General features: G+C 50.3%; 29 protein-coding genes and 1 pseudogene. 14 read left to right on the forward strand and 16 right to left on the reverse strand.

What is annotated here, in order from left to right; all coding sequences use genetic code 11:
* Positions 1 to 162: 162 nt before the first annotated feature.
* The 3 genes from P4D80_RS01305 (at position 163) to P4D80_RS01315 (ending at position 1,920) form a co-directional block, all read left to right on the forward strand.
* The gene (locus tag P4D80_RS01305; protein WP_421657056.1) at positions 163 to 1,119 is read left to right on the forward strand and encodes a hypothetical protein; all 957 of its coding nucleotides are present in this window, start codon (positions 163 to 165) and stop codon (positions 1,117 to 1,119) included.
* A 152-nt stretch (positions 1,120 to 1,271) separates the two neighbouring features.
* A complete protein-coding gene (locus P4D80_RS01310; RefSeq protein ID WP_421657057.1) occupies positions 1,272 to 1,532 on the forward strand; it encodes a hypothetical protein in 261 nt (86 codons plus the stop codon).
* Between the two features lie 7 nt (positions 1,533 to 1,539).
* The gene (locus P4D80_RS01315; protein WP_421657058.1) at positions 1,540 to 1,920 is read left to right on the forward strand and encodes a PIN domain-containing protein; all 381 of its coding nucleotides are present in this window, start codon (positions 1,540 to 1,542) and stop codon (positions 1,918 to 1,920) included.
* A 233-nt stretch (positions 1,921 to 2,153) separates the two neighbouring features.
* On the opposite strand, the gene P4D80_RS01320 is transcribed toward P4D80_RS01315, so the two are convergent.
* From P4D80_RS01320 to P4D80_RS01330, 3 genes are all read right to left on the reverse strand, one after another.
* Entirely contained in the window at positions 2,154 to 2,543 is a 390-nt protein-coding gene (locus P4D80_RS01320) for a transposase (RefSeq protein WP_421657059.1), read from the reverse strand.
* Between the two features lie 71 nt (positions 2,544 to 2,614).
* Positions 2,615 to 3,250, reverse strand: a complete 636-nt coding sequence (locus P4D80_RS01325; protein WP_421656796.1) for an IS110 family transposase — start codon at positions 3,248 to 3,250, stop codon at positions 2,615 to 2,617.
* Positions 3,251 to 3,413: 163 nt separating this feature from the next.
* Positions 3,414 to 3,563: a hypothetical protein gene (locus P4D80_RS01330; RefSeq protein WP_421655398.1), complete on the reverse strand. Its 150-nt coding sequence runs from the start codon at positions 3,561 to 3,563 to the stop codon at positions 3,414 to 3,416.
* Between the two features lie 501 nt (positions 3,564 to 4,064).
* Between P4D80_RS01330 and P4D80_RS01335 the strand changes: the two genes are divergently transcribed.
* Together P4D80_RS01335 and P4D80_RS01340 are read left to right on the forward strand one after the other, a co-directional pair.
* Positions 4,065 to 4,565 (forward strand): hypothetical protein, encoded by a 501-nt coding sequence (locus P4D80_RS01335; protein WP_421657060.1) that lies wholly within the window; start codon positions 4,065 to 4,067, stop codon positions 4,563 to 4,565.
* Between the two features lie 277 nt (positions 4,566 to 4,842).
* Positions 4,843 to 6,170: pseudogene (locus P4D80_RS01340) on the forward strand (IS4 family transposase).
* 65 nt (positions 6,171 to 6,235) lie between these two features.
* Here P4D80_RS01340 and P4D80_RS01345 read toward each other — a convergent pair.
* From P4D80_RS01345 to P4D80_RS01370, 6 genes are all read right to left on the reverse strand, one after another.
* The gene (locus tag P4D80_RS01345) at positions 6,236 to 6,532 is read right to left on the reverse strand and encodes a hypothetical protein (RefSeq protein ID WP_421657061.1); all 297 of its coding nucleotides are present in this window, start codon (positions 6,530 to 6,532) and stop codon (positions 6,236 to 6,238) included.
* Positions 6,533 to 6,544: 12 nt separating this feature from the next.
* Positions 6,545 to 6,811 (reverse strand): group II intron maturase-specific domain-containing protein, encoded by a 267-nt coding sequence (locus tag P4D80_RS01350; RefSeq protein ID WP_421657062.1) that lies wholly within the window; start codon positions 6,809 to 6,811, stop codon positions 6,545 to 6,547.
* A complete protein-coding gene (locus P4D80_RS01355) occupies positions 6,787 to 7,008 on the reverse strand; it encodes a hypothetical protein (RefSeq protein WP_421656047.1) in 222 nt (73 codons plus the stop codon). The genes P4D80_RS01350 and P4D80_RS01355 overlap by 25 nt, the downstream gene beginning before the upstream one ends.
* Positions 6,992 to 7,201 (reverse strand): hypothetical protein, encoded by a 210-nt coding sequence (locus P4D80_RS01360; protein WP_421657063.1) that lies wholly within the window; start codon positions 7,199 to 7,201, stop codon positions 6,992 to 6,994. Before P4D80_RS01360 ends, P4D80_RS01355 begins: the two co-directional genes overlap by 17 nt.
* A gap of 98 nt (positions 7,202 to 7,299) precedes the next feature.
* Positions 7,300 to 7,782, reverse strand: coding sequence for a response regulator (locus tag P4D80_RS01365; protein ID WP_421657064.1), 483 nt, complete (start codon positions 7,780 to 7,782; stop codon positions 7,300 to 7,302).
* A gap of 179 nt (positions 7,783 to 7,961) precedes the next feature.
* Positions 7,962 to 10,025, reverse strand: a complete 2,064-nt coding sequence (locus P4D80_RS01370) for a prolyl oligopeptidase family serine peptidase (protein ID WP_421657065.1) — start codon at positions 10,023 to 10,025, stop codon at positions 7,962 to 7,964.
* Between the two features lie 331 nt (positions 10,026 to 10,356).
* On the opposite strand from P4D80_RS01370, the gene P4D80_RS01375 reads away from it, so the two are divergent.
* Both P4D80_RS01375 and P4D80_RS01380 read left to right on the forward strand, forming a co-directional pair.
* Positions 10,357 to 10,758, forward strand: a complete 402-nt coding sequence (locus P4D80_RS01375) for a hypothetical protein (protein WP_421657066.1) — start codon at positions 10,357 to 10,359, stop codon at positions 10,756 to 10,758.
* Positions 10,759 to 10,821: 63 nt separating this feature from the next.
* Positions 10,822 to 12,582 carry a glycosyltransferase gene (locus tag P4D80_RS01380; protein WP_421657067.1) on the forward strand — a complete coding sequence of 587 codons (1,761 nt, stop codon included), beginning with the start codon at positions 10,822 to 10,824 and terminating at the stop codon, positions 12,580 to 12,582.
* A 284-nt stretch (positions 12,583 to 12,866) separates the two neighbouring features.
* On the opposite strand, the gene P4D80_RS01385 is transcribed toward P4D80_RS01380, so the two are convergent.
* Both P4D80_RS01385 and ruvA read right to left on the reverse strand, forming a co-directional pair.
* On the reverse strand, positions 12,867 to 13,214 hold the full coding sequence (locus P4D80_RS01385; RefSeq protein ID WP_421657068.1) for a hypothetical protein: 348 nt from the start codon (positions 13,212 to 13,214) through the stop codon (positions 12,867 to 12,869).
* Between the two features lie 347 nt (positions 13,215 to 13,561).
* Complete coding sequence (ruvA, locus tag P4D80_RS01390; RefSeq protein WP_421657069.1) at positions 13,562 to 14,185, reverse strand: Holliday junction branch migration protein RuvA; 624 nt, start codon at positions 14,183 to 14,185, stop codon at positions 13,562 to 13,564.
* Positions 14,186 to 14,267: 82 nt separating this feature from the next.
* On the opposite strand from ruvA, the gene P4D80_RS01395 reads away from it, so the two are divergent.
* From P4D80_RS01395 to P4D80_RS01405, 3 genes are all read left to right on the forward strand, one after another.
* Positions 14,268 to 14,558: a DUF3253 domain-containing protein gene (locus P4D80_RS01395; RefSeq protein WP_421657070.1), complete on the forward strand. Its 291-nt coding sequence runs from the start codon at positions 14,268 to 14,270 to the stop codon at positions 14,556 to 14,558.
* Positions 14,559 to 14,967: 409 nt separating this feature from the next.
* Positions 14,968 to 15,420, forward strand: a complete 453-nt coding sequence (locus P4D80_RS01400; protein ID WP_421657071.1) for a Fur family transcriptional regulator — start codon at positions 14,968 to 14,970, stop codon at positions 15,418 to 15,420.
* Between the two features lie 177 nt (positions 15,421 to 15,597).
* A complete protein-coding gene (locus P4D80_RS01405) occupies positions 15,598 to 15,789 on the forward strand; it encodes a hypothetical protein (protein ID WP_421657072.1) in 192 nt (63 codons plus the stop codon).
* A gap of 23 nt (positions 15,790 to 15,812) precedes the next feature.
* Here the strand turns inward: P4D80_RS01405 and P4D80_RS01410 are convergent, their stop codons facing one another.
* The 4 genes from P4D80_RS01410 to mnmA form a co-directional block, all read right to left on the reverse strand.
* Positions 15,813 to 16,901, reverse strand: coding sequence for a DUF6745 domain-containing protein (locus P4D80_RS01410; RefSeq protein WP_421657073.1), 1,089 nt, complete (start codon positions 16,899 to 16,901; stop codon positions 15,813 to 15,815).
* 49 nt (positions 16,902 to 16,950) lie between these two features.
* Positions 16,951 to 17,127 carry a hypothetical protein gene (locus P4D80_RS01415; protein WP_421657074.1) on the reverse strand — a complete coding sequence of 59 codons (177 nt, stop codon included), beginning with the start codon at positions 17,125 to 17,127 and terminating at the stop codon, positions 16,951 to 16,953.
* A 258-nt stretch (positions 17,128 to 17,385) separates the two neighbouring features.
* Complete coding sequence (locus P4D80_RS01420) at positions 17,386 to 17,736, reverse strand: hypothetical protein (protein WP_421657075.1); 351 nt, start codon at positions 17,734 to 17,736, stop codon at positions 17,386 to 17,388.
* A gap of 6 nt (positions 17,737 to 17,742) precedes the next feature.
* Positions 17,743 to 18,813 carry a tRNA 2-thiouridine(34) synthase MnmA gene (gene mnmA, locus P4D80_RS01425; protein ID WP_421657076.1) on the reverse strand — a complete coding sequence of 357 codons (1,071 nt, stop codon included), beginning with the start codon at positions 18,811 to 18,813 and terminating at the stop codon, positions 17,743 to 17,745.
* 570 nt (positions 18,814 to 19,383) lie between these two features.
* Between mnmA and dnaK the strand changes: the two genes are divergently transcribed.
* Together dnaK and P4D80_RS01435 are read left to right on the forward strand one after the other, a co-directional pair.
* A complete protein-coding gene (dnaK, locus tag P4D80_RS01430; RefSeq protein WP_421657077.1) occupies positions 19,384 to 21,747 on the forward strand; it encodes a molecular chaperone DnaK in 2,364 nt (787 codons plus the stop codon).
* A gap of 191 nt (positions 21,748 to 21,938) precedes the next feature.
* Positions 21,939 to 22,916 (forward strand): DnaJ C-terminal domain-containing protein, encoded by a 978-nt coding sequence (locus tag P4D80_RS01435; RefSeq protein WP_421657078.1) that lies wholly within the window; start codon positions 21,939 to 21,941, stop codon positions 22,914 to 22,916.
* A gap of 207 nt (positions 22,917 to 23,123) precedes the next feature.
* Here the strand turns inward: P4D80_RS01435 and P4D80_RS01440 are convergent, their stop codons facing one another.
* A complete protein-coding gene (locus P4D80_RS01440; RefSeq protein WP_421657079.1) occupies positions 23,124 to 24,056 on the reverse strand; it encodes an alpha/beta fold hydrolase in 933 nt (310 codons plus the stop codon).
* A 194-nt stretch (positions 24,057 to 24,250) separates the two neighbouring features.
* Between P4D80_RS01440 and speB the strand changes: the two genes are divergently transcribed.
* Both speB and P4D80_RS01450 read left to right on the forward strand, forming a co-directional pair.
* Positions 24,251 to 25,159, forward strand: a complete 909-nt coding sequence (gene speB / locus P4D80_RS01445) for an agmatinase (RefSeq protein WP_421657080.1) — start codon at positions 24,251 to 24,253, stop codon at positions 25,157 to 25,159.
* A 102-nt stretch (positions 25,160 to 25,261) separates the two neighbouring features.
* Complete coding sequence (locus tag P4D80_RS01450) at positions 25,262 to 25,801, forward strand: thioredoxin family protein (RefSeq protein WP_421657081.1); 540 nt, start codon at positions 25,262 to 25,264, stop codon at positions 25,799 to 25,801.
* The last annotated feature ends 70 nt before the right edge of the window (positions 25,802 to 25,871 follow it).

Below are 25,871 nucleotides of genomic sequence, written 5' to 3' on the forward strand. Positions count from 1 at the left end.
AGTGCCGCTCTTGACTGTCTTGCTATCTCAGGAAGCACATTCTTTTCTGACTCAGACTCAGAAAGTAGTAAGCAAGTCATTGAAGCACTTTCCCACAATATCGATCAAGTTTCATCCATATTGTCACAGCAATGAGAGAATTTACCTAACTGGGTTAATCACTTGCTTTCAGCAGTTCAGAGCTTACAACATGTAATTGAGATCTATAAGCAAGAGAATCGTGTTGATGCAATTCCTGCAACTGATGGGTTGATTCAAATTGTCTTGCATGCAGCAAAATTAAATCTGCTTGCGTTAAATAATAAAGACTATGCAGCAGCTATCGTAATTGCACAAATGGATTCCTGGTTGAGTACTCATACTTCCTATGCTGTTTTACATTATTCCATTCTCGCGAGAGCATGCGCTAGACAAATATTTGGCGAAGGACATAATTTGCCTTCTTTAGAAGCTGCAAATTTTTATAAGGATAAAGCTTACGAGCTTTTGGATAGAGCAGATGAAATCAACCAGACACACTATACTTCAGAATACTATAGTCATATTCTCATTGCAGCAAATCAGACTTTGCCACTGTACAGCACTTCATTACGACTTTTGGGATGGTCAAAAGAGTTATATCAATCTCTCGATATAGATATTTCGCAAGATTTGATTAAGGAAATTGGTGTTGCTGAGGAATGTCGTGTGGCTTGTATTGAGACATTATCTACAGCAGGTGTTTTTCAAATTGATCAGGTTCTAAACATAGCCCTTCTAAACATCCAATTAGGCGAACCCTTAAGTTCTGCTTTGCAAAAAAGTTCTCGTGATGCTTGTGCTCGTATACCACACTACCCTGTTCGCTTGCGTAAAGAGTGGCAGCAACTTCTAGAAAGACTAGATGAGCTTTGTCATCTTCCATGTGGAGAAGATCAGCGACTTCGTATGTTTGCTATGCTTGCATACATCATGCAAGAGCGTATAAAAGAAATATTTAATGATAAACATGTATTAGAGGCGGTAGTAGCACATCAGCGTCGTTCAGGATTTCCACTGTACCAGAATTACTACACACCACCGCTCAATCCAGTGAATGATATATATTCGTTGCTACTAGAATTTTCTACACTTAGATGAAGGATGATGCATTTTTTACTTAAGCTAATTTGTCAATTTTCGAGTTTGTAAGGAGTATCTGCAACGAAAACTCTGTGGGTGCATAATTATGGCATCTGTCAGGATTGTGCTGAGAGAAATCACAGCGTTGTTTACTAGCTAAGAGCACTACTATGAACATCACCTTAGAATTACCTTCAGAGCTAGAACATGAACTAGCCAGAGAGGCATCCCAGCTTAAATTGCCTCTAACAGAGTATATTCTCCGCGTTCTATCCTTTCGCCCTTTTCTGCAAAATCCTCCTAAAACAGGGGTAGAACTTGTTAGCTATTGGGAAAGTGTTGGGGTGATCAACTCCCGACCTGATATTACTGACAGCCAGGAGCATGCACGTAGACTGCGCGACCAAGCTGAACACCGTGAGCGGGCTTAGGTAGCGAATGTATCTAGTCGATACTGATATCATGATCGATATTCAGAGAGGTTATGAGCCAGCACTGGCTTGGTTTGCCTCTCTCCCAAATCTGCCAAGTATCTCTGGATTTGTCGTGATGGAGTTGATTCAGGATGCTCAGAATAAGCAACAGGTGCGTCAGGTTCTACAGCTTGTATCACCGTTACCAATAGTTTGGCCGACTGAAACTGATTGTGCCCGTGCCCTATCTGACTTCACGGCTTATCATCTGTCGCATAAGGTTGGTCTGATTGATGCCTTGATTGCGGCCTGTGTCGTTGGACGTAACGCAACCCTCTGCACTTTCAACGTGAAGCACTATCGAGTCATCCCAGGCTTGAGCCTAGAGCAACCCTATAGTCGCTGAAGCCGCCTAACATAGGCCCTGAGGGAGACGGAGTCAACAGTCAACTGTGAAAAGATACCGAGTAAATTGATGCACAGACTCAAAACGCAGCAGACCATAAGCCATCCTAAAAAGCTGGCTAAATTGCATTCAATATTTCATTCCTAAATACGTTCCATTCGTTGAACTGTCGTGTGTCTTTTAGCGTGACTTAAGCCGTAGAATTGCCGCACTCACCTGCTGTAGTAGTCATTTCAACTGGGCTTTGGGACTAGCATCGCCGCTAACGGCGACCTCTTCCGCTGGAGCGCTGCCAGATAGCGGTCTTCGTCATAGGGCACTCGGTCTTGCCAGCAGCGCCAGAGAATTCGTCCCCACTTATACGCCAGAGCGCGAATCGCTTTGGGATGACTTTTGCCCGATCGCCGCTGCTGCTGATAGAACGCATTGGCCCACGATGAGTGTCGCCGCGACTGGTCAGCCCACTCCACAAAGGACTGCCGCAGAAACTTTGGACAACTCCAGCGCCAGTGCGTCCAGCGTTTCTTGCCACTCTCTTCTTTGACCGGTGCAATGCCGATATAGCTCATAAACGCCTGGGCGTTGCCGAAGCGACTGCGGTCATCACCAAAGGCAACCAGCAATCGAGGGGCTAAATGGGGGCCTGCTCCTGGTAAAGCCTCGAAAACGCCGCATCTGGCAAAGACTGAAACAACTACTCAATCGTTTGATTCAACTCATCGAGTCGATGCAAGAGTGCCTTGAGTTGAATCACCAGCGTTTGCACCAGCCATTGCATCGGTTTGACGATGCCTGGGTCTTCTGTCAGCGGGGTACCAGCGGTTTGAATCTGGTGAATGCGCCGTTCAATGGCGCTATGGCGAATGACTCGATGAGACTGGAAGAACTGAGTCAATTCCTCAGCCGAGGCAGCTTGGGCGCAGTGGAGATCAGGGTATTGAGTCATAAAGTCGCAAAACACTTGAGTATCTTTATCCTCAAACCAATCCAGCACTTGGGGGTAGAAGTTCTTCAGCGCAGCGGTCATACGATTGGTCAACCGCACCTTCTCGCCCACCAGCATGCGGCGAGATTCACTCCACTGCCGCAAGGCTCGCAGTTCACAAGATGCGGGTTGCCACGGAGGAATCTTGTCAGGATGCTTGAGCAGCAGCTCAATTAGAATTTGAGCATCCACGGGGTCTGATTTTGCGCGTGAGGGCTGAAAGGCTCGCCGATAGTTGGAGACTGTGCGCGGATTGATGGGAAACAGCACTAGGTTTTCGTACTGGCACAGTGCGTAAATCAGGGGGTCCTCGCTTTTGCTCCAGACAGATGGCGATTGGGTCATTGCCGTATCGCTGTTGCAAGGTCGCAACCCAATTGGCAATCTCTTGCGGTTGAGTGCCGATCACGCTGTATTCTCGCTGTGCGCTCTCGGGGGTCATACAGACAGATGTCGTGTTTACGATCTGACCAGTCGATGCCGATGTAGGCGACAAAGGTTCTTTCCATCAGCTAAGTTGGGGATAGTTTGTTGTCAGGAACTGGGCTGCCTGCTTCTGAGCGAAGAGATTATGGAAGGTGTGAAAACCACGCAATCCCTGAGAATTCGTTAAGGGAAGCCGGTCAGGGTTGAGGCGAGGCAATATGTTAGTAGACATCCGGCTGTCTGACGTTGGATGGTCGTCCTCAATCCCTAGCCCAGTCTCTTTTCCTAATTACCATTTCTCTGGCTCTTAGCGAGCTGCATGAGAGGAGCGAAGCAATATGTTAGTAGACATCTGCCGGTCGCTCACTGCATGGTCGTCTCCTCTCTTGCGCTGTTCCGTCTCCCCATAACTGCGTTGGTGCGGACGGAACAAAGATTATCGGTGGGAGTTCAAGGTTATCTACCGCCGCACAACTTCACCGTTATGCCGTAAGGCGATTGGTGGAGACCGCACTTGAAGGTTATCTGTCAGCATCTAAAGTTAAGTAATTCGAGATAGTCTGTGGGATACGTTTTCAGATTGCTTATGGTGTGTCAAAAACAGATACAACTCCTAATCAAAGATTAGAATATCTTTACAAAGAGTATGTAAGACTTAATAACAAGGCAGAAAGTTTGATAAGTAGCACTTATGACGATTTCAAGTCACTTGGAGTAGTAGGCGCAGTTATCATTGTCTGGGAAACCAATTTCAGAAATCATTCTGCCCACAATTCCAAAACTTGATTCAAGTCTGTTTTTGTTTTTGGAAAGTCTGTTTTTGTTTTTGGTTTTTTGGCGTTTACTTATAATCTTGGGGTTAGTTGCATTATCAAACTTAATTAAACAATCCTATTCTTGGTATTTTGTCTATAACTTGCAAGCATATGAAATGGAAATCAAAAAAGAATTAAGAGAGGCAGAAGATTCACAAGTTTTCAATTTCAATTTAGGCAAAGGAGAGACAAGATTTGGAGAGACAAGATTTATCGTAGCGTCATACCACTTAGCATTCAGAACATTTGTGCTTTCATTCACTGCTTTCATTACTTTTATACCTTTCGCAATTCTTTGTTACTCAAGCGTTTTTTATGCGGCGCTCTATCTTGCGATATCACTTATCGGATTTACAGTTTATTTGCAAATTTTCACGAGAGTATTAAAGCAATACTCTAGCCACAAGTTTTTGCTGTAAGTATAAATAGAGTAGATAAAATTTTTCATGAAATATGAATAATGGACTTGCTGAGGTGTATTAAACGATTCAAAAAATACCAATTTGTCAAAGCAGCCCAATCGGGTCGAGGAGAGCATTTAACTCTCCCCCAACCCCCCCCCGATTGCTATCCATTAGGCACCAGTACGTAGAAGTGTTACAGGATATGGATTAGAGGAATCGGATGTGAGAGTCTAATGGCAAGCTGTTGAACTATTTGGAGCGGAGACCGATGCAAGATTGGGCACGCTAAGAGATTAAAAGCCATCCCTTTTGCGATTTTCGGCATGGGCAACGCCTGCGAGAAATCGTGCGTCGTTTCGCCCAACATCCAACTGAGAGTGTGCCGCAAGCGAGTACGAGTGCATCTGAGAGTCAAAGTATCTATCGGTTTTGGGCTAACAAGCGGGTGAAGCCAGAGCAGATTTTAGCGAGTCATCGAGTCAGTGTGGTGGAGCGAGCCAACGGGCAGGCGGTGGTGTTGGCGATTCAGGACACGACAGATTTAGACTTCAGCGGGTTGAAGCAAACCAGTGGATTAGGCTTTATCCATCAGAGCCAGCAACAGGGCATTAAAGTGCATAGCTGCTTTGCCGTCAGTGGTGGCGGTGAACCGTTGGGGCTACTGCACCAGCACACCTGGACACGCAACGAGCGTTCTGGCAAGCGGAACGAGCGGCGGAAAAAGGCCACCTGTGACAAGGAAAGTGGACGCTGGCTCGACACGCTTAGAGCGGCGGAAGTGGGCATCGACGAGTCCATGTGTTTGGTCCATGTGGGCGACCGAGAAGCCGATATTTACGACCTGTTTGTCCAGCCCCGACGCGCTCATAGCCACTTGCTGATTCGCGCTGAGCATAATCGCAAAGTGCAGCACGAGTTGGACTATTTGATTCCCACGCTCGAACAAGCGCCCATCCTGGGACAACAAACAATAGACCTCGAGCGTAATCCCGAACGCCCCGCGCGACGGGCAACCTTAACCCTACGGGGAATGCAAGTGACCATTGCGGTGCCCCGTCCTCACAAAGGGCCCAACCAGTGTCAGCCTGTCACCTCAATGTGCTACGCGTCGAAGAAGCGAGTGTCCCAACCGAGGGTAAGCCTATTCGTTGGTTACTGCTCACGCCCCTACCGATTGACAGCCTCGAGCAGGCTTGGCGGTGTGTGCGTTGGTACAGCCTGAGATGGTTGATTGAGCGATTTCATTTCACCCTCAAAAGCGGCTGTCGGATTGAAGCCTTGCAACTGGAAACCGCACAGCGCTTGCTCAATGCCTTGGCGACTTACTCAATCGTGGCCTGGCGCTTAATGAGGCTGGTCTACCGCGCTAGACTCTGCCCGGATGACTCCTGTGAAAGAGTCTTACAGCCAGTTGAATGGAAATTGTTGCGCCGCAAGTTTGAACCCCAAAATCGCTCCAAAAAGCCGCCAACGATTCGTCAAGCCGTACGCTGGATTGCTCAACTCGGAGGTTTTCTAGCTCGTACGGCAGATGGTGAGCCGGGCTTGAAAAGGTTGTGGCGAGGGCTTGGAGTATTGCATCACTTACTCCAAGGAGCACAACTTGCGGCTAAAGCCTAAGCTTGATCAAGCTTCCGCTCACTTTTGCGTAATGGATAGCATCATGCGGGTCCGCAATGGGCGGCTCATGAAGACGCGCAAACAACTCTGATGATTGATGAGGCATATCCTTGAACTTGCATCCAAAGTTGCCTAATCGATAGCCCCCCCTGTGGCTCTAACCACTCATTGGTCATTCCCGTATGCGTTGCGAACGTCTTTGACAAGCGCCAATAGCCTTTACGGCGAATGCCCGTCAAAATCGCCTGACGCTTTGTTGTCCCCAGTTTGAGCAAGTTGGTGATGCGAGTTCTGGGTCTACGCCACTGCTTCCAGGAACACATCCGAATCCGCCGCCTCAACCAACCCTCTAACTCCTCCATGGGACTGTAATGTTAGGAAATGCCAAAGTCGTTCATCCAGCCTCGCACGTATCGGTTCAACCGTTCGATTCGTTCTGCCATCGAGACTCCCCAGTTGCGGCAAGTTAACCCCTTGAGTCGGTGTTTGAAGTCTTGCAGAGCCTGGTTCGAAGCCAAGATCTGAATGCCTCGGAAGGTAACCCCCAGGTATTCCAGGTCTTCGATCTTGACCACCCGACTTTTCTCGCGATTGACCCTAAGCTTCAGCGTTTGGGTCAGGTAACGGCGAATGTTCGCCATCCCCTGTCCGTTGCCTGAATTGTGCTACCGACTAGCACTCCTGCTCTCAGGTAACGACCGATGAGGCTTAAAAGCACTTTGTCAGTTACTTTACGGGCAATGCGGGACATCAATACATCGTGGTTGACTGTATCAAAGAATTGTTCCAGATTCAGGTCAACCGCATACCGATCCCCCGATTTAACACGATTTAACAAAGGTCTTCACCTGCCGGATGGCACCGTGAGCAGAACGTTTCGGTCGGCTCCCATCATTGGACTCGGACAATCCAGGGTCGAAGATGGGACTCAGCACTGGCAGGATGGCTTGTTGGATCACCCGGTCAACGACATCAGGCACCCCCAACTTTCGTTCTCCCTGGCCGTGGGGCTTGGCAATTTCTTTTGGCAATCCTGGAAATGGAGGCGAGGGAATCAGGTTTTCAAGGAGTTAAAACCTCGTTTCTAAAACATCCTCCAGTGGCGATCGCAGCCTGACACTTTCTCCACTCATCCCCTCCTACTTCCCACTCCCCAAGCTCTTCTGCCCACTCCTTCCTGGCTCCTAGTCCCTAGCCCCCAGCTTCTAGCCCCTAACTTCGCCCCTAACTTCTTTGAAACAGCAAACCCTTTTACCTGGTGCAAAATCTCCTGTAAGCTCATGCTTTTACTCAGGTAAGCATCGGCTTCTGGACAAATCTTATCTGCACTCTGCAGCACATCCTCGGTGAAGAAGGCAGAAATGAGGACCAAAAAGGGAGGCTTCGCTAAACTCGTTTTCAACTTGCGAATAATATCAGGACCATCCATTTCCTTTTGGTAACGGCGAGGCGGAATGGAAAAGTCAACTAAAGCAATATCAAACTGCTCTGCTTCTCGGATAAAAGCAGCAGCGTCCGTGAAAGTTGACACAATAAAGTCTTCCTGCTGAAACAGGTTATCTATGACAAAGCACCATGCCTCGTTATCATCCACAACAGCAATTCGATACATGACTGAAGAAGGGTCAGGGTAACCGGCAAAATCGTTTCCGCAATTCCTTTTTACTAGACAAGTTAAGGGAAGCAAACCCCTCCCAGGTATCAATCCAAAAACTCTCTGATGGTAGACTTATCGCGGTGTCTATCACCTGATACCTGCCATCACCCAAAACTCAAAACTGACCACTTTACTTATTCGATCTGTAAAACCCTGACCAGAAAAGCCCAGCGATCAGCTGCTTCTTCAATCATCTTAGTGGTGGGTTTGCCTGCCCCATGTCCGGCTTTGGTTTCAATGCGAATAAGTACCGGAGCCGAACCGGCATGGGCAGCTTGCAGGGCCGCCGCAAACTTAAAGCTGTGGGCGGGGACGACGCGATCGTCATGATCGGCAGTGGTGATCAGGGTTGCTGGATAGGCCGTACCTGGTTTGAGATTGTGTAATGGGGAGTAGGCGTAGAGTACTTTGAATTCCTCTGGATCGTCGGGAGAACCATACTCCGCTGTCCAGGCCCAACCAATGGTGAATCTATGGAAGCGGAGCATATCCATCACGCCAACCGCAGGCAAAGCAGCCGCAAACAGATCAGGACGTTGAGTCATACAGGCCCCGACCAGTAACCCTCCATTACTCCCCCCACCGATCGCCAGCTTTTTTGATGAGGTGTATCGGTTCTCAATTAACCACTCAGCCGCAGCGATAAAGTCATCGAACACGTTTTGCTTTTTCAGCTTCATGCCTGCCTGGTGCCAGTCTTCGCCATACTCGCCGCCGCCCCGCAGGTTAGGAACAGCATAAACTCCTCCCATTTCCATCCACACCAGCAAGCTCACCGAAAAACCGGGAGTCAGGGAAACATTGAACCCGCCATAGCCATAGAGATAGGTGGGATTGTTACCATCCAGCACCAGCCCCTTTTTGTGAACGATGAACATGGGCACTTTTGTCCCGTCTTTACTCTGGTAAAAGACCTGGTGCGTCTCGTAATCGTCGGGATTAAAGTCCACCTGTGGCTGCCGGAAAAGCGTACTTTCCCCCGTCACCAGGTTGTAACGGTAAATGGTGGTCGGTGTGGTAAAGCTGGTGAAGCTATAAAAGGTTTCAGTGTCATACCGCTTACCACCAAAACCGCCCACAGAACCAATTCCTGGCAGCTCCACATCCCGTACAAAATGGCCGTCCAGTTCGAAGATTTTGACCTGATCGTAGGCATCTTTGAGATAGGTGGTAATAAACTGGTTGTTCAGAACGTTGATCCCTTCCAGGGTTTCTGCGGCCTGGGGAATAATTTCTTGCCAGTTAGTACGGTCTGGCTGGGTAATGTCGATCGCAATCACCCGTCCCCGTGGCGCATCCAGATTCGTGCGGAACCAGAAGCGAGTACCCTCATTGTCAATAAAGCTATACTCTGCCTCAAAGGTGTTGATCAATTCAACCACCGGCGCGTCGGGAGTGGACAGATCTTTGTAAAACACCAGGTTGCGGGTGTCGGTGCCCAACCAGACGGAAACAATGAGATACCGTCCATCTTCAGTCACTCCCCCGCTAAAACCCCAGTCTTTTTTGTCGGGTCGCTGGTAAATCAAAATGTCCTCGGACTGGGGCGTACCGAGGTGATGGTAAAACAACTTCTGGTAATAGTTGACGTCTTCCAGCTTGCTTTTTTCCTTGGGTTCATCGTAACGGGAGTAGAAGAAGCCGTTATTGTCATGGGTCCATGACGCGCCGGAAAATTTGATCCACTTAATGTGATCGGAGCGATCGACGCCTGTTTCAACTTCCCGCACTTTCCATTCTTGCCAGTCTGAGCCGGATGCCGATAAACCGTAGGCCAGGAGTTTACCATCATTGCTAACGGCCAACCCTGAAAGGGCAACGGTGCCATCTTCAGAAAATGTGTTGGGGTCAAGCAAAACTCTGGGGGGAGCATCCAGAGCTTTAAGTGTATAAAGGACGCTCTGATTTTGCAGACCGTCGTTTTTGAAATAGAAGTAATTCTTGCCTTCCTTGAAGGGGGTGCCGTATTTTTCAAAATTCCACAGTTTCGTCAGCCGTTCCCGGATGCGATCGCGGGCTGGAATTTGGCTCAAATAACCAAAGGTGAGTTGATTTTGTGCTTCGATCCAGGCTTTCGTTTCCGGCGTATCGGGATTTTCTAACCAGCGGTAGGGATCGGAAACTTTTGTACCGTGATAATCGTCTATCTGGTTGACTTTTTGACTCTGAGGATAGATTAACGGCTGAGCAGCAGTCATAACGGAGGATACCAAGCAACTTTGTCCATAGTGCCAGATGAGGATTATCAGTGTGTTGATCGCAAAGAGAAAAAATCGCCTTCTCTATCGACCATGACCGCTTTCCCAAAGCCCCCTTCGAGCTGGCAGAAAACCTTTAAGATATGTAAACATCCGAATCCGTCGCGTTGGGATATCCCGTATTAAGAAGTGTTGCAACGAGAGAGCTCCTGGGAAGTTCGTCCATGCAATCTCCCAGAAGAAAGAATTTTTTCTCCTTAATATTGCTTAATAATTGGTTCTTAATAATTAGAGCGATTTGTTCAGTGTCGTCCCACTGTGGTGAATTCCAGTGACTACTAGACAGGTTCAACGTACTAAGCCTCACTTCCATCGATTGATTCAGCAACCCCGGTGGGCAACCCTCTGGCTGCTGGGTGTAACTACCTGCTTCGTTGTAATTTCCTTTGCCTGGTCTGCCAATATTGGTGGCATTAGCCAAATCTTTCATACTTTGAACGATTGGCAGCAAGCTTCGAGGGGAATGGCTGCAAGCTCCCTCCGAAAATGCGGGCTGGCTACTTTCCCTATCATTGCTGGTGGTGGCGCAGGTGATTCTGCGAATCTCTCCCAAACCCAAAGCCTGGTCAAGGTTTCTGCTGATTACTATCCTACTTGTGCTGGTTGCCAGGTATCTACTGTGGCGATCGCTGGCTACGCTCAACCTGTCCAATCCCTTCAATGGGGCGTTTAGCCTGCTGCTGTTGGGGATGGAGGCTGCGACATTTGCCACTTTGGGGATCCAGCTTTTTTTTTGATGCTACGGGAGCGTGATCGCACTCGTGATGCTGACCGCTACTCTGTGGCAGTGGAGTCAGGCAATTTCGTTCCTGCGGTCGATATCTTGATTCCAACGTTTAATGAGCCTCCCGTTGTTCTGAGGCGTACCATTGTGGGTTGTCAGGCGTTGGAATATCCCAACAAGCAAATTTATGTGTTGGATGATGGAAAACGAGAGGAGATTCGTCATCTGGCTGAAGAATTAGGTTGTCACTACCTTGCTAGACCTGTCAATCGCAATGCTAAAGCAGGAAATTTGAACTATGGGCTGCGCAACAGCAGCGGTGAACTGGTTGTTGTGTTTGATGCTGACTTTGTGCCAACCCGCAATTTCTTAACCCGTACCGTCGGCTTTTTCCAGAAACCCGCGATCGCCCTGGTGCAGACGCACCAATGCTTTTACAACCCTGACCAAGTAACTCGCAATCTGGGTCTGGAGAAAGAAGTTCCCCACGAGACGGAAGTTTCTTTCCGCCACTACCTTTTGCTGCGGGAAGGGTCCAATAGTACTCCCTGCTACGGAAGTTCATTCGTGATGCGCCGCAGTGCTCTGGAAGAGGTGGGTGGTTTTGTCACCAAAAGCATCTCTGAAGACCTCTATACCGGCATTCGAATGACTGCTCGTGGCTACCAAACCGTTTATCTGAACGAAAATCTTAGTGCGGGTCTGGTTCCCGAAGACTTGTTATCTCAACTTTCTCAACGGCAACGCTGGGGACGGGGAACGCTGCAAGCCTTTTTTATTAAAGAGAATCCCCTGACGATTCCTGGGCTTACCTTGCGTCAAAGGATTGCTTACTTTGAAGCGATTCTCCAGTGGTTTAACACGGTTTTCCGGATGCTATTTCTGCTGGTGCCGATCGCGATCGCCTTTCTGGGAGTTGTCCCCTTCGTTGCTAATTTGAGCGATTGGGCTTATTTCTTTCTGCCCCTGTATTGCTTCCAGATGGCAACCTTCGCCTGGCTACGACATCGGGCTTTTGGAGCTTTGCTAGCAGACATTTATTCGGTCGTTCTTTGTTTCCCTCTTTCCGCAACCATTTTGCATACACTGGTTAGCCCATTTTCTAAGGGATTCCAGGTGACCCCCAAGGGAACCACTACCCAGAAAACAATATTTCGCTGGAAGCTGGCGATTCCGCTAATCGTGTTGTGGGTACTTACAGGAATTAGCGCCATTCTGCAAGCAAACAATTGGGTCAACTATGCAGGTGATTTTTCCCCAGCAGAATCGGACTTTATCAAACTGGGAGCCCTCTGGAGTAGCTACAACTTATTTGTAATTGGAATTGCACTTTTGGCAATGTTTGATCGGCCAAAGCCCACTCCTTACGAGTGGTTTGAGCAGCAGCGAACGGTGCAGTTGGAAGTGGGGCAGGAGGTGATGCGTGGCGTGACTATCCGTCTGTCTGAAATTGGCGCAGAAGTGAGACTGGCTAAACCCGGTTTTTTAGAGATGCGATCGCGATCATGTATCCCGGTCATCCTGCATCTTCCGGTTGAAGAGCTGTCCCTCAAGGCAACGATTGTTGATGTCAACCATGACAAAGAGGCCCCCATTCTAACCCTTGGGTTTGATTCATTAAGTACCGATCAACAGCGTCGCTTAATTGAGTTGCTGTTTTGTAATCCGGGGCAATGGCAGTGTCTGCCTGCTCCCGGAGAGATGCGATCTCTCTGGCTTATTTTTCGTAGCCTGCTCCGTCTCTGTGTGTTACCTAAAACTAAAACATTGTGATGCGCGGTATCTGATCAGAAGCCAAAAGCCAGAAGAGTTTATTATTCTGGTTCTTGGCTTCTGGCTTCCTAAAGCAAATCAAGGTTTTTACAGCAGTAGTTATAAGTAGGTAGCCATCATTAATGGTAAAGGGGGGAGTGGGGGCTGCGCCCCCAGGCAGGGGGGCATCCTCCACCCCCGAAATTATCCTTAAGTTAATTGCGCCTAGATACTTGGCTGTCAACAGTTTGCTTGGGACACCGGGTTTTGCTATGGCTTCCAAGCAGTGCGGGCATGAATGGATACTAATTTACCCTGAGTTGAATTTGCAATTGAGCCTCAACCGCATTCAGATAACCTTGATTGTTGGCGACTGAAGGGGGCAGTAGTTTGGCGTTAATTGCTGCTTGAACCAGTTTCTGGGCATTGATTTGACCCAAAATGTATTCCGAAGTCAAAACTTGATAACTGGCAATCCCCTGATCTTTTAAGTAGCCTCGTTGAGCCATTGTCACCAGTTCCGAGGGGGCGAGTTGGACAGTAGAAGCAGAGTTAGCGACGTTGAGGGTAAAAGCAGTTGGCTCTGCGCTTGCAGGGGGTGCAACAACAGCCAGAGCTACAGTGGCTAAACCAGCAAAAATGAAGCGTTTCATAGCAATCCTTCCAGTGAAGCGTGGAGATAGTTTGTGAATCCGAAGTATTTGCATGCACTGTCGATAGATGTATTATCGCAATACAAAATGTTTGTTGTCAAACTATCTTGTTGTCAAACTACACCTATAGCCACCAGGCTTAGGGCGGGGTGCAGGGGTTCCATCCCTAGCTGGGGGCGAAGCCCCACTCCCCCTTAAAGCCAATGTCCTAAGCAACCTGGCGACAGCTATCTATAGCTGTCCTAAATCAGTCGTGAAATTGAGAGACTTTGTGAGAGAGGATTCCGCAGGAATCCTTTCTCACAAGCCAAATAGGATCGCTATGTAGTGGCAAGTGATAGCGTCCTTCATCTGCTCAACCACGCGATCGCCTGCCGGATCCACTCTTCCGCATCGGCATTTTTTGCCAGCGTTGTACTTTGCCCTACAGCCTGGAGAGCTTTAGAAATTTCGCTATTGGTATACCCCAGCGCCAGCAAGGTCATCTCTACATCTTCCTGGATTGAGAGCACCGGACCAGCCGCTGGAGCTGCGATCGTCCCTGCTTCCTGCCGCCATTCTGCTAGTTTCGTTTTCAGTTCCAGGGCAATGCGCTCTGCTGTCTTACTGCCCACGCCCGGCGTCCTCGAAAGGGTACGGGTATTTCCCGAAACAATCGCCTGCACAAGCCCCTGCAAACCCAACGTATCCAATAACGCCAGTGCCAGTTGCGGACCGATTCCACTCACGCTTACCAGCTGGCGAAACAGATCTCGCTCCGCCATCGACCCAAACCCAAACAGCACCATCTGGTCCTCACGCACGTGCAAATGGGTAAAGATCTGAGCAGCTTCGCCGATCGCTGGTAGTTCCTGTATCAGCCGTGGCACAATTTGCACATCGTATCCTACCTGATTCACGTCCAGCATTAGCGTAACCCGGTTACCACTTTTCTGAATGCCTGCAATGGTGCCTTTGAGATAACCAATCATGGGAAATGTCAGGGAGAAACGTGATCTATTATTGAGCTAGCCTGGCTCAGTCGCCTACTTAAATGCACCTCCCAATATCGTGATGTCAACCACGGCGAAACAAATAATCTCTCGATTCACCATTCGTCAGTGCATTTTAGCCAAAGTCCGGACCCGTGGGCTGGAGAAAACGATTTGCCCATCGGAGGTTGCCAGAGAATTGGGAGGGGAGGAATGGAGATCGCTGATGTCTGAAGTTCGTATGGTTGGGATTGAACTTGCCAAATCTGGTGAGATTCAAATCACCCAGGGGGGAAAGGCGATCAACCCACTCAATATCAAAGGACCCATTCGGCTCAGGGTTACAGAGAAAGGTTTGAAGCAGGAGCGCTAGTAGAAACATTCCATGAAGCCCGCCCCTGCCCCTGTCATAAGAGCTATGGCTATAGCCACTAGGCTTAGAACGGGGTGCAGGGGTTCCACCCCTGGCTGGGGGCGAAGCTCCCACACCCCCTTAAGGTCAATGTCCTAAGTAACCTGGCGACAGCTGTAAAACAAAGTTGTAGCGAGTTTGTTTTAGATCGTGGTATAACCGTATTAAGTAGCAAAGTCTACAGGGAAGCCGTGGATAGTCAAGACTTCTCGTAGAGGCAGTGTGGTATTTCTCAAATTCACAGAGCAGGATTTTTGAGAACCTTATAGCTTGAGACTCTAGAGCTTCCGCAGACAGCTATAATCGCAGATTATGATGAACTGTGGGTTTTATAGTGGCAAAATGACATCCTGCGTTAAGAGCGTTTAGTATGCAGAACGATGTAGCACCTCTGAAACCGATTCGATCCCTGGAAGATGCTCTGGATCGGTGTCAAACGATGGGAATGCGCTTGAGCCGTCAGCGTCGCTTCATCTTGGAGCTTCTCTGGCAAGAGAAAGAGCATCTGTCTGCCCGTGAAATCTACGATCGCTTGAACCGACAGGGTAAAGAAATCGGTCATACATCAGTTTATCAAAATCTGGAAGCTCTTTCCGGTAAGGGAATTATCGAATGCATCGAACGCTCTGATGGTCGGCTATATGGAAATGTTAGTGACTCTCATAGCCATGTCAACTGCCTGGACACCAATCAAATCTTAGATATTCATGTTGAGTTACCCGAAGCCCTGATCAAGCAGATCGAAGAGCAGACTGGTGTTTCCATTACGGATTACCGCATCGACTTCTACGGCTACCGCAATCTTCCCCAACAATTAATCTAAATACCCCAATTCACGCAACGCTATGCCGGTAAACCTCTGATGCGAGCAGGTATCGGACAGACTGTGGAGCCCAGATATTTATAAAGTCTGGGGCGAATGGATTATACCTGAAACGATAGCGATCGCCGCTTTGGTGAACCCGATGCCCCATTCCTCGTCCCCCGCACCTGGCAACTGGTGAGACAGGCCAATCAGGGCATTCCAGAAGTCTTGGCGGAAGGTGTCCTTTCCTATGATCTGGCATTAGATGACACGATTGTTTACACCAACGGCAGTGCGATTTACACCATTCATTCCGATGGAACGCGAGAACGCTCGCTGACGGGCAACCTGATCGAGTCAGTCATTGTTATCGACAGCAGTCCCTAACCACCATAACCTGGGTTCAACAGCTAAGTTTCAGTGATAAACTCCTCTGGATCAACATCCCAATTAACCCAGCGAATGGCTTCACGGGCAGTTTGTACCTCTGGGGGCACCCGTGTAGCATGGGTATACCCGGTACTGGGGCAGGTCATTTTGAGTAAAAAGATGGGTTCAACGTCTACACTCTGGTCAATCCGTAACAGGGTGTATTCACGCCAGGAGTCTAGCTCAACCGCCCGTAACTCTTGACAGAGACGGGTGTAGCCAATGCCCTGAATCAGTACGCGGCGCAGTTCGGCATTGGGTTCTTCAAGTAACCAGCGTGACTGCCAGTGGTGGGGGTGCAATGAACCGTAGGTTTCAGGTATCTGGACATCACGGAAGAAGTACAGTCGATAACCGTCTGCAAACTGGACAGCCGGTTCCCCTTCGGCATGGAGGCGTCCCTCCGGATCAAGGGCGAGGCGAATGGGACGATCCAGCACCAGACAAAATTTTTCAAACGTCAGGTAAAGACTACATTCGGTCACAAGCGATCGCAACACCTGCCACTGCTGGCGATCATGGGGAACCTTCAGCACTGAAATACAGAAATCAAGCAATGCTGGGTGGGACACCTCAACTGTTTGCCAGAGGGCGTTGAACCCCAGCCCAGGCATGCTGAACATTCCCAGTAATTGACGAGAACTCCGCTCCCATTCCTGAAAAATGGGCTGATTGCGGAGGGGATGCCAAAAGGCGGCTTCGAGCGATCGCGTGAAGGGTGCAGTCCATTCTCCCAGAGTGTCTCCTAACTGAATCAACAGTTGCCCAGCGGGTTGTCGCTGGACGTGTCGCCGCCACTCGGCTTGCTGCTGTTCCCAGAACTGGGCCATGATTTGATCGAACAGAAGTTCGCCGAACTGCTCCTGATTTTGCTGCTGGTCAATCAGTTCAGCAAGTTGGCTCCAGAAGGTACCCTGTTGTAAACGAAAGGACAGTTGCTCAAGCTGTGGCGTTTGCAGTTGTTCAGCCAGATTCAGCAGAAGGGTGGGGGAGAGGTGCGATCGCACCTGCTCCGAAACTTCCACCAACAACGGTGTTTGCAGCAATGGCGCACCAAACTGTTCCAGCAACTGGACAACGGTTTTCTTCCCCAGGGTTTCTTTCGCTTCTCGCGGTCCGCTAAAGAAAGTAACTTCCGGGGGGGGACTTCCCCATTGCGACGTAAGTTGCTTTGACCGCTGATTCCGCTTTTTCACGGTCGATCGGGCTGGTCGATAGGGAGACCTGCCGCCAGCGATCGCGATACATCGGAATCAGCGACTCCTGTTCCAGAGTCAACCGCTCAATTTTGGACATAGGTTCCTTCAGCGAAGTAAACCGAAAACCTGAAAGGGCCATTGGTTACTGCTCATGAATCCTGTAATGAAATAGCTTATGACTGATCGGTTGCTTAGCGATCGCCAGCCGAACACTCACAGCAAAACCAATAACCAACTAACTAGATGACAATTTCACCCAATACCCATCCTTGGTGTTGCAAACACTAAATTTTGCAAAATGGGAGTTCGAGGGGTTCACCCCCTCCACCCCCTTCAAAATTTTTGTTTTGATCGACTAGTCGGCTACATACCGCCAGCCTTCGGGTTCATACTCGCGCTGAATCCGCACCATCCAGGTGCCTTGAGGAATCTGAACTGGCTTGTGTTCTTCGTGAGTCAGGGTTGCCTGTTCAGACAAAACCCGCAGATAGAGAGTTCCGTCCCTTTCATACAACTCTGCTTGACCGTCGCTAATCCGGTGCCGGTGCCCGGTTACTTCCCCTTCTGCCAGCGTCAGATGCGGCAGCTTTTTGCCCATTTCGTTGGAGGTTGCTGGCATGGGCATCAAAATTACGTCTCCCCGGCGAATCGGTAGCATGGTTTCTTCCTCCAAAGTCCGATGCCCCAATTCTGGCACAACTCCCAAAGTTCTTCAGGTTTGTGCAAAGAAATCTTCTGGATCAATCACGCCACCGCCCAGCAATACTTCTCCATCGTACCAAACAGCCGCCTGACCAGGCGTGATACTGGATTGCGGCGCATCAAACACCACCCGGACGCGGGATTTTTCCAGCGGGATGATGGTGGCAGGAGTGGCGGGTGAGCGATAGCGGATTTGGACTTCTGCTTTGATGGGAGCTTTGGGCTCTGAAATGGAAACCCAATTGACACGCTGCACAGTGCATTCAGCGGAAAGAGTGGCGGCGCGATCGCCCACAATCACCCGGTTGTTGACCGCGTCCAATGCCACCACATACAACGGCTCACTGTGGGCAATCCCCAACCCTTTGCGTTGCCCGATCGTATAGTGATGAACGCCATCGTGCTGACCCAACACCTTGCCAGACTGGTCAACAATCTCGCCCTTTTGGGGAGTGATGTATTTGTCTAAAAATGCCCGCATGGAACCATTGGCCTCAATCAGACAAAGATCCTGGCTTTCCGGCTTATGGGCGGTATGCAAACCTAATTCTGCGGCTACTCGACGGGTTTCAGTTTTGGGCTGCTCTCCTAATGGAAAGATCACCTGAGACAGAACTTCTTGAGGCAAGTCATACAGAAAATAGGTCTGATCCTTGCTCCGATCAACGGCTCGCAGGAGTTGATAGCGTCCAGTCGTTTCATCGTAGCGGGTCCGGGCGTAGTGCCCTGTGGCAATATAGTCTATGCCCAGTTCTTCTCGTGCATACTTCAGCATCGGACCAAACTTCACCGTCCGGTTGCACTGGGAGCAGGGCAGAGGGGTGATTCCGGCACTGTATCCGGCGACCAGGTAATCGACAATATTTTCCTGAAAAACCTCTCGAATATCCACAATGTGGTGAGGGATGCCTAACTGGTCACACAGTCTGGCGGCGTCTATCATCCCCTCTGAGCAGCACTGTCCCTTGCCCTTCATCAACCAGAGGGTCATGCCCACAACCTCGTAGCCGCGATCGCGCAGGATCGCCGCAGCCGTTGAACTATCGACTCCACCAGAGAGTCCCACCACCACTTTTTTCATGGACGGAAAGGATGAGAAAAAGCTCAGGAACAAGGGTTGCTCTTCTAGGCTAACACCTGCTGGGGAGAACAATTTTACCCGTGTTCTTTCAGGGCAGAAAGGTAACGAGGTGAAATGGACAGGACTTACGCGTTTTGCCAAAACCTGGTGGTCTGTCAAGACCTATTTTGTAAGTTGTTTTGTAAGTTGAAAACTCACCAAATAACCACTCTTACTCAATCCGGAGGTACAAATTTATAGCTGTCGCCAGATTGCTTGGGACATTGGCTTTAAAGGGGGTGTGGGGGCGAAGCCCCCAGCCAAGGGTTCCACCCCTGCACCCTATCCTAAGCCTGGTGGCTATAGCTATAAAACTGACAAACCACTAGTGCAGTAAGGCGGGAATACGGATACCATTCCGGCTCCCTCCTACTCCCCACTCCCCAACCCAATGGTTACTGGACTGATGCCATCGTCCATACTCTAGCCCTATTTCTCAATCTAAGAGGCAAGTTTCATCGGCACGATACAATGTGTTTAGCAAATTTAACAGAAGCGACTGGCTGCAACAGCACGGGAGAATAGGTACGCATGGGAAAGGTAGTTGGCATTGACCTGGGGACAACCAACTCAGTAGTGGCCGTCATGGAGGGTGGCAAACCCATTGTCATTGCCAATGCCGAAGGAATGCGAACCACGCCTTCTGTGGTGGGTTTCAGCAAAGAAGGGGAACGGTTGGTGGGGCAAATGGCGCGGCGGCAGGCAGTCCTCGACCCGCAAAACACCTTCTATGGCGTCAAGCGCTACATCGGACGCCGCTATGCCGAACTGACCCCAGAGTCTAAGCGGGTTCCCTACACCATCCGCAAAGACGAGAACGGCAACATCAAGATCAGATGCCCCCGGCTTGAACGAGAGTTTGCCCCAGAAGAAATTTCGGCCATGGTGCTGAAAAAACTGGCCGATGAAGCCAGCCGTTACCTGGGAGAACCCGTGACCGGAGCGGTGATTACTGTTCCAGCCTACTTCAACGACTCGCAGCGACAGGCGACACGGGATGCAGGCCGCATTGCCGGACTGGAAGTGAAGCGAATTTTGAATGAGCCAACGGCTGCTTCCCTTGCCTACGGTTTAGACCGTAAAGACAATCAGACCATTCTGGTATTCGACCTGGGTGGCGGCACCTTCGACGTTTCCATTCTGGAAGTGGGAGATGGTGTGTTTGAGGTCAAGTCCACCAGCGGCGACACCCAACTGGGCGGTAACGACTTCGACAAGCGAATTGTAGACTGGCTGGCGGAGCAGTTTTTGGAGACAGAGGGGGTGGATTTGCGGCGCGATCGCCAGGCTCTCCAGCGCCTCACTGAGGCCGCAGAAAAGGCCAAGATAGAACTCTCTGGGGTCACCGTCACCGAAATTAACCTGCCTTTCATTACCGCCACCGAAGAAGGTCCCAAACACCTGGAAACCCGCCTCACTCGTTCCCAATTTGAGAGTCTGTGTAGCGATCTGGTGGGTCGGATTCGGGGTCCCGTGAAGCAGGCCCTCAGGGATGCTGGGATGAGTCCCGCTCAAATTGACGAAGTGGTGCTGGTTGGAGGCTCTACCCGCATTCCCTTTGTGCAGCAGTTGGTGCGCAGCCTGATTGACCTGGAACCCAACCAGAACGTCAATCCAGATGAGGTGGTGGCAGTAGGAGCAGCCATCCAGGCTGGCATTCTGGCGGGAGAGGTAAAAGATATTCTACTGCTGGATGTCACTCCCCTCTCCCTGGGGCTGGAAACTATTGGCGGTGTGATGAAAAAGCTCATTCCCCGCAACACAACAATTCCCGTCCGCCGTTCCGACATTTTCTCAACCGGCGAAGACAACCAGACCATGGTGGAGGTGCATATCCTTCAAGGTGAACGGGAAATGGCTGCCGGAAACAAATCGCTCGGACGATTTAAGCTCACGGGGATTCCTCCTGCTCCTAGAGGTATTCCCCAGATTCAGGTAGCCTTCGACATTGACGCTAACGGCATTCTGCAAGTCACTGCATTGGAGCGCACCACCGGACGGGAGCAAAGTATCACGGTTCAGGGAGCTTCCACTTTAAGCGAAGAGGAAGTCCGGCAGATGATCCGGGATGCAGAGGAGTATGCCGAAGCTGATCGCCTCAAGAAAGAAAAGGTTGAAAAGCGTAACCGGGCAGAATCCCTGATTGTTCAGGCAGAACGGCAATTGCGGGAAGCCACTCTCGACTTTGGCATGCAGTTTGTCAGCAGCTACCGCTCTCGAATTGAGCGGTCAATTCAGCAATTGCGGGAAGCCCTTTCCCAGAACGACGATCGCGGTATTGATCAGGCCCAGGCCAACCTGCAAGATGCCGTGTATGACCTGAATCGGGAAGTCTATCAGCGCAACAAAGAAGAGGAAGAAGGAGACAGCATCTTTGGCGCTATCAAGAGCTTCTTCCTGGATGACGATGACGATTACGACTATTACCGGGATGAGCGCCGTGACTACGGCAGTTCCTACGGTGGACGCGATGGCGGCTACTTCGGGAGTTCCTATGGCTACGGGGGGAGTGGACGGAGCGACTACAGCAGCAATCGCTACAGCGGGCGGAGCGATTACGGTAGCTATAGTGACTCTCCCCGCGACTCTGCCCGCAACAACAACCGTTATGACTCCCGCGACTACAACGACGATCGCTACAGTGGACGTAACTACGGAACGAGCGAACCCTCCCGCAGCGAACCCCGCTATGGCGAAAATCGCTACCCGGAACGCAACAATCGCAGTGATACTGGGCAAGGGCGGGACAGTACTTCCTACCCGGAGAGCCGATCCTCCTACGACTCCCGTGCTTCCAATCGCGATCGCAATCGCCGCCCCCCTTTCCGTCCTACTCGCAATCCTCGTCCAAACCTCAGCCAAGATAATTGGGATGATGATGACGACTGGCTTTAGGGAAAAAGGTTCTCCCGGTTCGGTGAAGTGTTAAGGATAAACGTAAAGATAACGATGACCTGGCAAGTTGCTTGCCAGAATGTGGGACGAGAGGGAAATAATGAAGGACAAGTAATTCAGGTTAGAAGATTGATACCCGACCCCCTACTCTTTACCCTCTACTTCCTTGACTTCTGGCTATACTGAACTCCATGCAAAACTTTCGGAACTACTACGACATTCTGGGGGTTGCGAGGGAGGCGACGGTTGAAGAGATCAAAAGAGCTTTTCGTCGTCTCGCCCGGCAATATCACCCTGACTTAAATCCTGGCGATAAGCAGGCAGAAGAGAAGTTTAAGGACATCAATGAAGCCTACGAAGTCTTGTCTGACTCGGCAAAACGCGCTCAGTATGACCAGTTCGGCAAGTTCTGGCAGCAGCGCGGCTTTCAGGGAGCCTCTGCCCGTTCAGGTGCCCGTGGCTGGAATGGTCGTGGCGATCGCTCCTCCACCGGGGAGGTCGATTTCAGCGAATTTCCCGACTTCAATAGTTTCGTCGATCAACTCCTGAACCGCCGCACCAAGCAGAGCAGCACCGTAACCAGTCAGCCCTCCCGCGACCCTTACCGTCCCGGCACGACCAAAACCACCAAGGTTTACAGCGTCCCCCGTGCCACTCGCCGTGACGCCGAAGCGCGTTTGAGTGTGCCACTGGAGAAAGCCTACCTGGGTGGACGGGAACGAATTCGCCTGGAAGATGGGCGATCGCTGGAAGTGAACATGCCTTCGGGAATGGTTGCGGGGCAGTGCATCCGCCTCAAAGGTCAGGGCGTCAACGGTGGTGATCTGTACTTGAAGATTGACATCGCCCCCCATCCTTTCTTCAAGCTGGAAGGGTCTGACATTCGTTGCCAGCTACCCATTACTCCCAGCGAAGCTGTCCTGGGAGGACAGGTGGAAGTCCCCACCCTCGATGGTCGGGTAAAAATGACCATTCCTGCAGGTGTTCGTTCGGGTCAGCGTCTGCGCCTGGCTGACAAAGGTTACCCCAAAGAGGACGGTGATCGCGGCGACCAGATCGTTGAAATTCAAATCGTCATCCCCCGCGACCTGACTGCTCAAGAACGGGAACTCTACGAAAAACTGCGCCAGCTAGAAACCTTCAACCCCCGCGCCGATCTACCGGTCTAGGAGCACGCGGATTTTTGGAATGCATGCATTGCGGACTATAAAAACTTGAGTCTGAGAAGCCATTCAGAGAATGATGCTTTAGTGTTTTTAAGGCTGAGGGTGTCTGGCGCGATCGCTGTAAAGGAGGTGGCATCAGACCTGGATTCAATTCGATGGGTATGGGACTTATCCCTGATGCCAGTGGTAAAAGTTGGCTAATTACTAAACTTACTCCATGTCGACCGATTGAGTAGTCGATAAAATCCAGTCCCTCAGAATGGGATTGACTAACTCTGGAGCCTCATCTTGGGGGCAGTGACCTACCCCAGCCAGAGGAATAAATTTCTGGACTTGAGGGAATTTGGCAAGTTCACGACCGATCGCGATAGGTTCCCAGGGATCGTCTTCTCCCCAAAGAATCAGAGCCGGACAGGGCAGCACCTCCAGCAGGTCTTCTGGGAGTGGTCCTTGCGAATAGCCAGTGAAGGCAATGAATACATCAACCGCACCGGGGTCTTTCGCAGGAGCCAGCAGTAGTTCGACCAGTTCATCGGTAACCGCTTCCTGACGAATGTAAGCTTTGAGCAGAATTTTGCGGACGGTTTCTGCCTGCGCAATCTGATTGAAAAAGGCTTTGCCAATCCACTTTTGTTTCAGGATGCGTTGCAGCAGGGGCGCACCGAAGCGTTTGAACCAGGGTTGGGTGGTGCGACGGCGATCGTGCAGCAGGCGCAGGGTGCAGTTGAGCATTGCAACTCCATGGGCGATCGCAGGATTTTCCACCGCTGCCTGCATAATCGCAATGCAACCAATCGAGTTTGCTACCAGAAAGACTGGTCCCCCCACCACTTCCTGGCAAAAATCAGCAATTTGCTGGCCCCAGGTTTCAAAGGTATATTCCACCTGTTCACCGGGCTTAAGTGGGCCGGGAACGGGCTTCGCAGAGGCACCAAATCCAATTAAATCCAGAGCATACACCCGGCAAGTTTCTGCTAACACTGGCAAATTCTTTCGCCAGTGCCCCAGAGATGCCCCAAACCCATGCACCAGCACCACAGCTGGTCCCTGTGTACCAAGAGCCTGATAGGCAATGGGAAAACCCTGCCAGATCCAGGTTTGCGTCTCACTTTGAGTGACAATAGAAGGAGTTGTTGCAATCATGACATGCAGATGCCAAAACCTTTTCTTCTCCATTTTGCCAAATTTTCTTAACAAAACTTGAAGATATGAGGGGTGGAGACGATGAAGAGCCAAAAATTCGCTCCCCCGATCTTTCACTCCTCATCCCTGCTCCCTCAGTAGTCGATTCACTAAAGTCTGTGTCAGGATTGAGTGTTGCTTGATTAATTTCTGCCATGCTGGTGCAAACTTCTGTTTCCGATCTACCGTTTCTGGGTGCTGACTTTGCAACGGATTACGCCAAGGCTAGGGCTGTGATTTTGCCTATTCCTTACGAAGCCACCACCACCTATCGTCGGGGTTGTGAGAATGGTCCAGCCGCGATTCTGGATGCTTCTCAGCAGGTCGAAGTCTACGATGAAGAGCTTGACCGTGAGCTGTGGGAGGTGGGGATCTGGACCCATGGGGCGATCGCAGATACCCGCAATCACAACAAAGTCACCGCCGAAGAGATGCTGAAGGCCACTCAGGAAACCGTTTACCAACTGGTTAAGGACGACAAATTCGTCATTTCGTTAGGTGGAGAACACAGCATCACAACAGGTGTCGTGGAAGCCTATCGGCAGGCATACCCTGGCGAAGCATTCACCGTTGTACAGGTAGATGCCCACGGCGATCTCAGACATGAGTACGAAGGCTCGCTGCACAACCATGCCTGTGTCATGCGGCGCATTGTAGACATGGATTTACCCACGGTTCAAATCGGCATTCGCAGTATTTGCAAGGAGGAAGCCGACCTTATTAAAGAAAAGCAACTGGTGGTCATCCGGGCACGAGAAATTGCTACCCAGCCGGATTGGATGGAACGGGCCCTAAACAGCATCCAGACACCAAAAGTATTCATCACCATTGACCTGGACGGTATTGATCCCACTCTGATCCCAGGCGTTGGTACCCCTGAACCGGGCGGTCTGAACTGGTATGCCCTGCTCACCTTTTTGCAACGCATCTTTGAAGAGCATGAAGTGATCGGCTGCGACGTTATGGAACTGGCCCCTGTCACCGATTCCGTAGTTTCAGAGTTCACCGCTGCCAAATTGGTTTATAAACTTATTGGATATCAGGCCGTTGCAAAAGGTTGGTAATTGAAGCGGTTAGTTGTTGGTCAGCGACAAACGATACCTGGCATCTGACCAATCAGTTTCCTCACCCCTCACCCCTCACCCCTCACCTGGCTAAACATGGAAATGACTGGCACTTTGATTGGTGGATACGCTCCAGATTTTGAGATACCGGGAATTGATGGCTCAGTTCATCATCTTGCCCGCTACCTCGAACGGTTTCGAGCCGTTGGAGTCGTGTTTATGTGCAATCACTGCCCCTACGTGCGGCTTTACCTTGATCGCCTCAAGCAAATTCAGGCCGATTTTCAGAACCAGGGGTTTACTCTGATTGGCATCAACTCCAACGATGCGGAACAATTTCCTGACGACAGCTTTGAAAACATGAAGGAGTTTGCCTCCGCCAATCAACTCAACTTTCCCTATCTGCGGGATGAGACTCAGGACGTTGCCCAAACCTTTGGAGCGCAGAAAACTCCCCATGTGTTTCTGCTGAATCAGGAAGGGGTGCTGTGCTATAGCGGGTGCATCGATGACAACCCGAATGACCCAACGGCGGTGCAGGTGCCTTATTTGCGGGAGGCGATCGCCAAAATTCTCAGCGGTGAAACCATTACTCCCACCAGTACCGAACCCGTTGGCTGCTCAGTCAAATGGCGGGCTTAATTCAGCCGAAATGCCTTATATTCCGTCTCAATAGGCCTTGTATCTCCAGGTTTACCTGACAATTTACATC

This window comes from Leptothermofonsia sp. ETS-13 (genome assembly GCF_049200465.1).
In the GTDB taxonomy this organism is placed as follows: Bacteria; Cyanobacteriota; Cyanobacteriia; order Leptolyngbyales; family Leptolyngbyaceae; genus Leptothermofonsia.

What these genes read in the sequence shown, in the direction of transcription:
- P4D80_RS01365 (WP_421657064.1), bottom strand. Translation starts at nt 7,782, where the DNA reads ATGTATCGAATTGCTGTTGTGGATGATAACGAGGCATGGTGCTTTGTC.
- mnmA (WP_421657076.1), bottom strand. Translation starts at nt 18,813, where the DNA reads ATGAAAAAAGTGGTGGTGGGACTCTCTGGTGGAGTCGATAGTTCAACG.
- P4D80_RS01380 (WP_421657067.1), top strand. Translation starts at nt 10,822, where the DNA reads ATGCTACGGGAGCGTGATCGCACTCGTGATGCTGACCGCTACTCTGTG.
- P4D80_RS01415 (WP_421657074.1), bottom strand. Translation starts at nt 17,127, where the DNA reads ATGTCCAAAATTGAGCGGTTGACTCTGGAACAGGAGTCGCTGATTCCG.
- P4D80_RS01310 (WP_421657057.1), top strand. Translation starts at nt 1,272, where the DNA reads ATGAACATCACCTTAGAATTACCTTCAGAGCTAGAACATGAACTAGCC.
- speB (WP_421657080.1), top strand. Translation starts at nt 24,251, where the DNA reads ATGCTGGTGCAAACTTCTGTTTCCGATCTACCGTTTCTGGGTGCTGAC.
- P4D80_RS01385 (WP_421657068.1), bottom strand. Translation starts at nt 13,214, where the DNA reads ATGAAACGCTTCATTTTTGCTGGTTTAGCCACTGTAGCTCTGGCTGTT.
- P4D80_RS01345 (WP_421657061.1), bottom strand. Translation starts at nt 6,532, where the DNA reads ATGGAGGAGTTAGAGGGTTGGTTGAGGCGGCGGATTCGGATGTGTTCC.
- P4D80_RS01440 (WP_421657079.1), bottom strand. Translation starts at nt 24,056, where the DNA reads ATGATTGCAACAACTCCTTCTATTGTCACTCAAAGTGAGACGCAAACC.
- P4D80_RS01450 (WP_421657081.1), top strand. Translation starts at nt 25,262, where the DNA reads ATGACTGGCACTTTGATTGGTGGATACGCTCCAGATTTTGAGATACCG.
- P4D80_RS01395 (WP_421657070.1), top strand. Translation starts at nt 14,268, where the DNA reads ATGTCAACCACGGCGAAACAAATAATCTCTCGATTCACCATTCGTCAG.
- P4D80_RS01330 (WP_421655398.1), bottom strand. Translation starts at nt 3,563, where the DNA reads ATGTCTACTAACATATTGCCTCGCCTCAACCCTGACCGGCTTCCCTTA.
- P4D80_RS01370 (WP_421657065.1), bottom strand. Translation starts at nt 10,025, where the DNA reads ATGACTGCTGCTCAGCCGTTAATCTATCCTCAGAGTCAAAAAGTCAAC.
- ruvA (WP_421657069.1), bottom strand. Translation starts at nt 14,185, where the DNA reads ATGATTGGTTATCTCAAAGGCACCATTGCAGGCATTCAGAAAAGTGGT.
- P4D80_RS01325 (WP_421656796.1), bottom strand. Translation starts at nt 3,250, where the DNA reads ATGACCCAATCGCCATCTGTCTGGAGCAAAAGCGAGGACCCCCTGATT.
- P4D80_RS01350 (WP_421657062.1), bottom strand. Translation starts at nt 6,811, where the DNA reads ATGGCGAACATTCGCCGTTACCTGACCCAAACGCTGAAGCTTAGGGTC.
- P4D80_RS01435 (WP_421657078.1), top strand. Translation starts at nt 21,939, where the DNA reads ATGCAAAACTTTCGGAACTACTACGACATTCTGGGGGTTGCGAGGGAG.
- dnaK (WP_421657077.1), top strand. Translation starts at nt 19,384, where the DNA reads ATGGGAAAGGTAGTTGGCATTGACCTGGGGACAACCAACTCAGTAGTG.
- P4D80_RS01400 (WP_421657071.1), top strand. Translation starts at nt 14,968, where the DNA reads ATGCAGAACGATGTAGCACCTCTGAAACCGATTCGATCCCTGGAAGAT.
- P4D80_RS01315 (WP_421657058.1), top strand. Translation starts at nt 1,540, where the DNA reads ATGTATCTAGTCGATACTGATATCATGATCGATATTCAGAGAGGTTAT.